Source organism: Lamprocystis purpurea DSM 4197 (genome assembly GCF_000379525.1).
In the GTDB taxonomy this organism is placed as follows: domain Bacteria; phylum Pseudomonadota; class Gammaproteobacteria; order Chromatiales; family Chromatiaceae; genus Thiodictyon; species Thiodictyon purpureum.
The window spans coordinates 1-8,716 of record NZ_KB902377.1 but is presented as its reverse complement, the minus strand read 5'-3'; the positions used below and the strand labels follow the sequence as shown (position 1 = coordinate 8,716).

General features: G+C 64.4%; 11 protein-coding genes. All 11 read right to left on the bottom strand.

Translation table 11 applies throughout. The features are described from left to right. Positions 1–261: 261 nt before the first annotated feature. Entirely contained in the window at positions 262–543 is a 282-nt protein-coding gene (locus tag A39O_RS43775) for a DUF4351 domain-containing protein (protein WP_456073015.1), read from the bottom strand. Between the two features lie 1,243 nt (positions 544–1,786). Next, entirely contained in the window at positions 1,787–2,035 is a 249-nt protein-coding gene (locus A39O_RS31900; protein WP_020503442.1) for a helix-turn-helix domain-containing protein, read from the bottom strand. Then, positions 2,019–2,273: a hypothetical protein gene (locus A39O_RS0104125; RefSeq protein WP_020503441.1), complete on the bottom strand. Its 255-nt coding sequence runs from the start codon at positions 2,271–2,273 to the stop codon at positions 2,019–2,021. The genes A39O_RS31900 and A39O_RS0104125 overlap by 17 nt, the downstream gene beginning before the upstream one ends. Before the next feature lie 604 nt (positions 2,274–2,877). After that, positions 2,878–3,327 carry a HEPN domain-containing protein gene (locus A39O_RS31895; RefSeq protein WP_083924509.1) on the bottom strand — a complete coding sequence of 150 codons (450 nt, stop codon included), beginning with the start codon at positions 3,325–3,327 and terminating at the stop codon, positions 2,878–2,880. Positions 3,328–3,449: 122 nt separating this feature from the next. Further along, positions 3,450–3,713 carry a nucleotidyltransferase domain-containing protein gene (locus A39O_RS0104115; protein ID WP_020503439.1) on the bottom strand — a complete coding sequence of 88 codons (264 nt, stop codon included), beginning with the start codon at positions 3,711–3,713 and terminating at the stop codon, positions 3,450–3,452. Between the two features lie 41 nt (positions 3,714–3,754). Next, entirely contained in the window at positions 3,755–4,504 is a 750-nt protein-coding gene (locus A39O_RS0104110) for a hypothetical protein (RefSeq protein ID WP_020503438.1), read from the bottom strand. Beyond that, the gene (locus A39O_RS0104105) at positions 4,494–5,738 is read right to left on the bottom strand and encodes an AAA family ATPase (protein ID WP_020503437.1); all 1,245 of its coding nucleotides are present in this window, start codon (positions 5,736–5,738) and stop codon (positions 4,494–4,496) included. The genes A39O_RS0104110 and A39O_RS0104105 overlap by 11 nt, the downstream gene beginning before the upstream one ends. 186 nt (positions 5,739–5,924) lie before the next feature. Further along, positions 5,925–6,641: a CDP-glucose 4,6-dehydratase gene (gene rfbG / locus A39O_RS31890; protein ID WP_281170048.1), complete on the bottom strand. Its 717-nt coding sequence runs from the start codon at positions 6,639–6,641 to the stop codon at positions 5,925–5,927. Continuing rightward, a complete protein-coding gene (locus A39O_RS43095) occupies positions 6,592–6,927 on the bottom strand; it encodes a GDP-mannose 4,6-dehydratase (protein ID WP_456073014.1) in 336 nt (111 codons plus the stop codon). Before A39O_RS43095 ends, rfbG begins: the two co-directional genes overlap by 50 nt. After that, positions 6,834–7,772 carry a glucose-1-phosphate cytidylyltransferase gene (rfbF, locus tag A39O_RS0104095; protein WP_020503435.1) on the bottom strand — a complete coding sequence of 313 codons (939 nt, stop codon included), beginning with the start codon at positions 7,770–7,772 and terminating at the stop codon, positions 6,834–6,836. Before rfbF ends, A39O_RS43095 begins: the two co-directional genes overlap by 94 nt. A gap of 307 nt (positions 7,773–8,079) precedes the next feature. After that, on the bottom strand, positions 8,080–8,436 hold the full coding sequence (locus A39O_RS0104090; protein WP_020503434.1) for a MarR family EPS-associated transcriptional regulator: 357 nt from the start codon (positions 8,434–8,436) through the stop codon (positions 8,080–8,082). Positions 8,437–8,716: the final 280 nt, after the last annotated feature.

The window sequence follows — 8,716 nt, the reverse complement described above, 5'->3', positions numbered from 1 at the left end:
CCGCCCGCTAAAGCGTCGGCCTCCGGTTGGGGTGCACCGGGCGCTGGGGGGCGGGGCAGCGGGGTGCGAAGGCCGTTGGGGCTGGTGGGGACGTGTGGCGACCCGTGCGGAGCGGTCAAACGGGTCCGGACACGCTACCGCCCTACCCTGTCAATGGCGGGCATGGCCGAGGTCACCGGTTCGCAATAATTGTTCAGCTTCTAAACGACGGGCTATGCTAACGCGGGTGAGGCGCGGCGGCAAGGTGGTTTGGCCGTTCGGTTAGTGGAGCACCTCGTCGAGGGTCTGGGCGGTCAGGATGCGGTCGGACCACTCCAATAGGGTTTCGGAGTCGGCGCGCTCGATGCGCTCACGCACCGTCTCGGTGGGCGGGCCGAATTTGCGGGTGATCTGGCGCAAGAGCATGGCGGCCTCTCCCTCTTGGCGGCCCGCTTTATGGCCCGCTTTATGGCCCGCTTTATGGCCCGCTTTATGGCCCGCTTTATGGCCCTCTTTAAGGCCTTTCTGAATCCCGATGCGCTCGGCAGTGGTGACGTATTGCATGTGCTCGGCTTCCTCTAGCGCTTGAATGCACCGATGGTAGTCTTCTTCCAAGGCGTCGGGCAACGCTAACACCCAATCGATGAAGGCGTAGAGACTCAAGATCGCGTCGCGCTCCAGCCCGAGGCGATAGAGTCGGCGCGTCAGGCCGATTTTGTGTTCGAGCCGCGCGGCCGGGTCGCGGCGGGTCGCGGTGGCTGCCAGGTGCGCCAACACGACCAACGCGAAGGGGTTGGGGCTGGTCTCCAGTTCGGCCGTGCGGTCACGATAGTCCAGCAGCTTGATGCTGGGAAACTCCAANACCGCCCGGCAACCCCACAGCGCGTGCTCGTAGCGCNCGGGGCGCCAGTTGGGATGATCGTCGGTCAGCACCACGAAGGTGGCGACCGGGCGGTTGTAACGGTCGGTCAGTCGCGAGTGATCGATGTAGAGACGCCGCGGGAAGTCCGCCTCCTGGTCGCCTTGGACCTCGGTGTGGATCAAGACCCAGGTCTCCTCGCCACTGCACCGCCAGACTTTGATCAGCTTGTCCGCATGNCGNCGACCCACGACCGCGCGACGGGTGACCTTCTGGAGTTCTTTGTCGAGGAATTCATANCCGCGTGACCAGTCGATGTCGGCGGCGGCCACGGGGAAGAAAAACTCGAGAAACTGCCGATGCCAACGGTCGAGTACGTCTTTCCAGGGCGTGTCGTAGTCGTCGCGCGGGACGGCGAGCGGGGGNGGCTTTTTCGGCATCGGTGTAGGGCGTTCCGTCTTAATCTTGCCGGTCCGTGCTCACTGCGCGGTGCCGTCCATGGCACGGGGTTCCGGCATCCTTGCCGGAACGACGGGCTGCGCGATCCGCGGCGCCCGGTGGGGCGGGGGCGCGGCGGCAGCGCTTGGCTTGTGCTTGGCTTGTGCTTGGGCACCGTTGTGGCTGAGAGGTGCCGTCCTGGCACTGGGTTCCGGCATCCTTGCCGGAACGACGGGCTGTGAGATCCGCGGCGGCCGGTGGGGCGGGGGCGCGGCGGCAGCGCTTGGTTTGTGCTCGGAGCACCGGTGTGGCTGAGAGGTGCCGTCCTGGCACTGGGTTCCGGCATCGTGCCGGAACGACGGGCTGCGCGGTGAACCGCGCTCTGCGTCGTCCCGGCTCGGAGGCCGGGACCCAGGGCCAGGGACGGTAACCCGCAACCAGCACACCGCCCACCGTTGCGCGATGGCCCTGCCTGGTACTGGATTCCGGCACTCTACCGAAACGCCGGGGTCAGCCGTTTGGGTCGAGGTCCGCGGCCGGACCGGCGTGCAGGGCGTGGACGTCCAGGCGCAGGCGGGCGATCTCGGCTTCCAGGGCCAGGTATTCGGCTTCTTTGCGCTGGAGGAAGCGCAGGGTGATCTGGGCCTTTTGCTCGAGGCCTTGCGGGGTGAGCAGGTAGGCGTAGGCCCGTTTGTCCTTGCTGCCGGCACGGTTCGTATAGGGGAAGTCCAGCAGTACGATGTCACCGAGGTTTGACATCGAATACCTCTTCCCAATCCACGCGGGCATCGTCATCCGTCGCAAAATAACTGGCCATACCCAAGGCTTGGAAGTCTTGCTCCGCATCGTCGGGACGGCGTTGGAATGCGGCGACGGGGAGGCCGGCGCCCTCATCCCGGTCGAGGACAACGATCAAGAGTTCGGCCTCTACCACACCGGTCAGCGGCGCCAGTAATTGGATGTTACCGTTGCGGTAGAGCGCCTTGACGGCTTGCATATTGAGATCCTAAGGGGGATCGCGATCAAGGGTTGCGGGGCTTGATTGCGGTTGCGGGCACGCGGCAGCGGGCCTTGATCGTTGTTTCGACGGGTGCCGGCTTTGATCATGGTTCCGGCCAGCCGAGGCAGCGACGGGCTGGAGTTCAAGGCTTCAGCCTTGGAACGGCAGGCCAAGGCTGAAGCGTTGGACTCCAAATGCGCAGCGCGGGCCGGAACGATGGTCAAGACCCTGATGCCCGGGCCTCGGTCACTGGAGGTCGAGGCTTTAGCCGGACCAGGGCCGCGCAAACGCGATATCGACCGGCGTAAGCCTCGGCCTCCGGTCTGTTGTGGGGTGCAGCAAGTTCCGCAGGGGGCTATAGGGGCGACTAAAGTCGCCCCTACACGATGGTACATCTTTTCTCGGAAACCACCTAAGGCCTCGAGTTCCGGTTTTCTTTTAGCCGGAACGATGATCAAGCCCTCAGCATCAATCTGGACGACCAGAACTTCGTGGTTCAGTTGTTGCTGGTGACAGTCGAGGACTCGGTGAGACGTTGGACAAAGTTGAGGCAGAGCCCCTATCGGTGCTAGGCGGCGTACTTGGCTCTGGGCTCGATGGCTTATCTCGACGATGATCTGTCAAGTTTCGACACCGGCTGGGCCAGTCCAACCCGCAAACACTCAGCGCGCAGCGCGGCGACGAAGATTTCCGCTTGTTCAACCATGACCCGTGCGTCATCGGGTGCGATGGCATCGCCGCGATAGTCGGCCACCAGCCGGGTTTCCTCCGCGCGTTTGAGGAGGCGGCCCAAGGATTTCGGGAGCGGTCCGTCCTTGACCAGATAAAGCCTAAAGGCCGTGATTAACCCGCTATGGGTTTTGCCAACCGCCGGCGGCACTGGCGCACTGGACGCCAGCAAGGCGGCGCGGGCGGCATCGAACATGGCGTAGTAAGCCCGGTTGCAGGCGCTATCGGTATCGTTCAGCTCGAGCAAGACCCGAGCCGAGGCGCAGGTACGTTCGGCTTTGGGGCCTCGATCGTCATCCCGGCCAGCGGCATGCGTAGTCAGGGCTTCCAGCCTTGACAGTGTCAGGCCAGGATGGCCTGACTACGCACCCGGCGAGTCCGAGTGGCCGGAATCTTGACCGTGGCCGGCTTTGGCGAGCAGCGCGGCTGGCGTCAGCGTGGTCTTCACAAGCGTATGCCCTCAGCCGCAATGTTCTCCAGGAGCTGAGGATTCGGGTAAGTTTCGGGGTGCTCCCATTCATCCATCCAGACCGGCAACGGTGAGATGTTGATGCCGGTCTCCAGCAGCACGTCATACGCGGCATCGGCCATGGCCAGTTTGGTCTGTAGAAAGGGCTGGTACGGCCCTTGCAAAAGAATGGCGACATCGGTGTCGCTGTCCGGGCGGTGCGTGCGCCGTGCGCGGCTGCCGTAGAGGATGACTCCCACGGAAGTTTTAAGTTTTAAGTTTTAAGTTAGTGTTAAAGCGGCTATGTTGGGCTCGGGGGCGTTGAGGGCCCTCGGGTGGTCGATATGAGGTCTTGCTCGAATCTCAGGGCTTCCACGCAGTGGCGGGTTACGCAGGGCCATTGATCCGCGAGTTCGCGGGCGCGTTGCTGGTAGACCGGCCGGTTCTTGGTGTTGCTGTTGATCAGGCGCCCTGGCTTGGGTTTATTCGCGAGCTGTCTTTGCGGACATGGACGGCACTCAAGGTCGGGGAATTGAAGGTTTCGGTCAGTCGGGTACAGGCCGGCCAGGAGCCAGGTTTCCAGGCATTGTGCAGGGACACAGAACACCAGACGCGGCGGACTATGGGGCGTGTTCAGCCAACGCAAAACGACCTTGCGCAGGGCATCGGTTGTGTCACTGACCGGTGGGCATGGCTGGGCGCAGGGTAGATCGTCGGCTGGGTCTTCGATGTGACCAGCCCGGTAGTTGCTCCTCGCCACATCGGCATCGATCTGGACGACCAGCACATCATGGTTCAGGAACAGGAAATTGTCTTCCAGACCATTGGGGCCATTAAGTTCTGCCGTCGCCCGACACCAGCGATAGAGGAAGGACCAGCCGCCTTGGGCGTAACCGCCCAGCTCGAACGCCGCGGAAGACTCGGGTTGCAGGTAGCTGAAGGTCGTGGCTCGCCAGTCGATCAAGCGGGCGATGAGCGTTTCGAGTATCGCGTAATCCGTCGCCCCTTCCACCGCCAGCGCAACTCGCAGGGCGGGCAGGTCAGAGGTCACGGGAGACCCCGCCCAGGTAGCCGGCGACCCAGAGGCGGGAGAGCGTCCAGCCTTGATCGGCCATGGCCATGAGCCGCTCATCGATCCGCACGCGCTGCACTTCGGTACGGCCATCACTGTTACGCGAGACGGTAAAGAGCCGAACCCGGTCGTTTTGTAACGGAAGACCGTCGAGTGCGAGCGGATTGTGCATGGTCAGGAGCGCCTGCCGGGGCCGCGGGTCGTCGAGCAGCCAGCCGCACCAGTGACGTATGAGTCCACGGAGCAGGCGCGGGTTCAGGCCGTGATCGGCGTTATCCACGGCGAGCAGTGCCGGGGCCTCCCGATGGGCGGCGAGAACCGCCAGGACGAGGACGTACAGAGCGCCCTCGCTCGCATCGTAGCCGGACAGGGTGTTACGGCCTTCCAGCATGTAGCGATCACGGAAGCGGACGACGCGCGGCGAGGTCGCGGCGGCTGGGCTCAGGGCCATCTGGCTCGATGCCGCTGAGCCATAGGCGGCGGCCCAATCGATCAGGGACAGTGCCTCTTCAGTGACTCGCCGGCTGTGGCGTTGCAGTCCAGTCAGGTCTTCTTGATCGGCGGTCGGTGCGCCACGTTGCCGCAAGAGTTCTTGTACCGCGTCGGCCAGACGACCGCCGGACAGGCCCAACGGGGTTTGGGGTTGCGAGTCGGGGGCGATGCCGCGCATCACCGGGGTCGTTGGGGTGTAAATGACGTAATTGCGCAGATCTTCAAGAAAATCCAGGCCCGCTGTGCCCGCCGGTTGCTCGACCGCACGCAGCGCGGCTAACCCCATGGCCGGGTTCAAAGACGGATTGGAGCGCGGCGAGCGGCTGGCGAGGCTCTTGTCGCCGACGAACCATTTCTCGTGCTTGTAGCGCCAGTCCGGTTCAGGCGACTTGAGGGGATTGTTCAGCGTGACCTCATAGCCCAATCCTTCCCCACCCTCACCCTGCTGGGCACCAAGAAAGATGTGTGCGGGTTGTCTGCGACCTTCGGGTCTGCTGGGAAAGGCCGATTTGTAAAGGCTGGGTAGACCCGTGCGCACTCCCCGAGCCAGCAGGACCGAATCATCGACACGCCCACTGGCCGCCGCAGACAGGACGCCGAGCGCTTCAAGTAGGTTGCTTTTGCCACCGCCATTGGGGCCGATGAAGACATTCACCTGGCCGAGGGGGACGGTGACGTTTTCTAGCGACTTGAAGTGGGCGATGGTCAGGGAAGTGATCACGGGAGAGGTTTTTTTAAGTTTTAGGTTTTCAGTATTGATGGTTGGCGTTGTAGGGCCTCGATCAAGATTCCGGCCACTTGGGCTCGCCGGGTGCGTCGTCAGGCCATCTTGGCCTGACACCGTCAGGGCTGGAAGCCCTGACTACGCATGCCGCTGGCCGGGATGACGATCAACGCCGGGAGCGGATCATTGTGCTTCTTCAGCGACGCGCGCGTAGTCGTCGATTTCGGCCAGCGACCAGGCGCGCATGTCGGCACCGGCGTCCAGCGCCTGCTGCCAGGCGACGATTCGGCGGATGGCTTCGGCGAGCGGCCAGCGCGGGTGCCAGTTCAGTCGCGTCCGGGCCTTGGTGCAATCGAGCGTGAGGTGGTGGGCCTCGTGCGGCTGGGGGTTGGGGTCGAGCTGCCAGCGCGCGCCCTGGCCCCAGGCGCTGGTCAGCCGTTCGACCAGCCACTGGACGGGCTTGGCGTCGTCATCGTTGGGGCCGAAGTTCCAGGGCTCGGCATAGACCGCGCCCTCGCGATCAAGCTGTTCGGCCAAGCGCAGATAGCCGGCGAGCGGTTCGAGGACGTGTTGCCAGGGGCGGATGGCATGAGGGGCGCGGATCACGGCCGGCGCGCCGGCACGGATGGCGCGCAACAGGTCGGGGATGAGCCGGTCTTCGGCCCAGTCGCCGCCGCCGATGACATTGCCGGCACGGGCACTGGCGATGGCCGCGCCGTGCTCAGCATGGCTGGCGGCGTTGAAATAGGAGTCGCGATAGGCGCTGGTGATCAGCTCGGCGCAGCCCTTGCTGTTGCTGTAGGGATCGTAACCGCCCATGTGCTCGTTTTCGCGGTAGCCCCAGAGCCATTCACGGTTCTCGTAGCATTTGTCGCTGGTGACAATGACGACCGCGCGCACGCCGGGCGTCCGGCGGACGGCTTCCAGCAGATGCACGGTCCCCCATCACGTTGGTCGCGTAGGTTTCGACCGGGTTGCGGTAGCCGTAGCGCACCAGCGGTTGTGCGGCCAAGTGCAGGACGATCTCAGGGCGGGCCTCATGGAGCGCCTGTTGTAACCTGGGCAGGTCGCGGACGTCGGCGATGATGGAGTTCATGTCCGTGCCGACCCGGGCCACGTCGAACAGGTTGGGTTTGGTCGGCGGTTCCAGGGCATAGCCGGTGACCTCGGCACCGAGCCGTTGCAGCCAGAGGGCGAGCCAACTGCCCTTGAAGTCCGTTTGCCCGGTGAGGAGGACCCGTTTGTTGGACCAGAACATGCCCAATCCCAGACCTTCCAAGGCGCTTGGCCGGTGCGCCAAAGCGCCTCCAGGTGATTCTTGTCGCGCAGGGTATCCATGGGCTGCCAGAAGCCGGCGTGACGGTAGGCGGCAAACTGGCCCTCGCTGGCAAGGCGCTCCATGGGCTCACGCTCCCAGAAGGTGGCGTCGCCGTCGATGAAGTCGATGACGTGCGGTGACAGCACGAAAAACCCGCCATTGATCCAGGCACCGTCGCCTTGGGGCTTCTCCTGGAAGCGCTGGATCTGATCGCCGTCGAGGTTGAGCGTGCCGAAACGCCCCGGCGGCTGGACGGCGGTGAGTGAGGCGAGCTTGCCGTGCGCTTTGTGGAAAGCGATCAGGACGCTGATGTCGACGTCGCTGACGCCGTCGCCATAGGTGAAGCAGAAGTCTTCGCCGTTGAGATAGGGGCGCGCGCGTTTGAGGCGACCGCCGGTCATGGTTTGCTCGCCGGTGTCGACCAGGGTGACGCGCCAGGGCTCGGCGTGCTGCTCATGCACCTCCATGCTGTGCGTGCGCAGGTTGAAGGTGACATCGGACATGTGCAGGAAATAGTTGGCGAAATACTCCTTGATCAGGTAGCCCTTGTAGCCGCAGCAGACGATGAAGTCGTTGATGCCGTGGGCGGAGTAGAGCTTCATGATATGCCAGAGGATGGGCTTGCCGCCGATCTCGATCATGGGCTTGGGTCTGAGATCGGTTTCTTCGGCGAACCGGGTGCCGAGGCCGCCGGCGAGGATGACTGCTTTCATCAAGGGGTAAGCGGGCTGTTGGGTGTTGGGTTGCGGACGGTGCGCTGTGATGGGCCGGGCATTTGATCGGCCCGAATCCCGTAGGGGGCAATGGCAATTGCCGTAGGGCGCCTTGATCGTAATCCCGGCCAGCGGCGTGCGTAGTCAGGGCTTCCAGCCCTGACGATGTCAGGCCAGGATGGCCTGACTACGCACCCGGCGAGNCCAAGTGGCCGGAATCTTGATCAAGGCCCTGTAGGGCGCCGCAGGGGAGGGGCGGCGCTACGGCCTGGCGTCCGGGGTCCGGGGTCCTGCCGGAACGACGGGATCAGGCGTTCGGGTCGAGGTCTGCGGCCGGGTCGGCGTGCAGGGCGCGGACGTCCTGGCGCAGGCGGGCGATCTCGGCTTCCAGGGCCAGGTATTCGGCTTCTTTNCGCTTTAGGAAGCGCAGGGTGATCTGGGCCTTCTGCTCGATGCCTTGCGGGGTGAGCAGGTAGGCGTAGGCCCGTTTGTCCTTGCTGGTGCGAAAGTTCTGGATCTTGATCCAGCCTTTTTCGACCAGTGCACGCACGCAGTAGTTGGCGGCGCCGACGCTGACGCCCAGTTCGCGCGCTAGGGCGCGCTGGGAGAGTTCCGGGTTGGCTTGCAGCAGACGCAGGGCGTGGAAGTGGCGGTCTTCGCTCACGGCGGGGGCGGCTCCTAGGGGCTTCGGTGAGGCCCGGTTCACGTTGTATGGCGTTCGCACCTGATATCCAGACAGACCTTCGTGTCGGGGCGGGTTTGAAACCCGCCCCTACGGCCGATGATCTCGTCCGAACGCTAGACCTGCACGGCCAGCCGGAGGTTGAGGCCTCAGTTGGGTGCGGGGGGCCGCCCGCTAAAGCGTCGGCCTCCGGTTGGGGTGCACCGGGCGCTGGGGGGCGGGGCAGCGGGGTGCGAAGGCCGTTGGGGCTGGTGGGGACGTG

Coding starts and splice junctions, on each gene's coding strand:
- A39O_RS0104125 (WP_020503441.1), bottom strand. CDS start 2,273: ATGCAAGCCGTCAAGGCGCTCTACCGCAACGGTAACATCCAATTACTG.
- A39O_RS43775 (WP_456073015.1), bottom strand. CDS start 543: ATGCAATACGTCACCACTGCCGAGCGCATCGGGATTCAGAAAGGCCTT.
- A39O_RS31900 (WP_020503442.1), bottom strand. CDS start 2,035: ATGTCAAACCTCGGTGACATCGTACTGCTGGACTTCCCCTATACGAAC.
- rfbF (WP_020503435.1), bottom strand. CDS start 7,772: ATGAAAGCAGTCATCCTCGCCGGCGGCCTCGGCACCCGGTTCGCCGAA.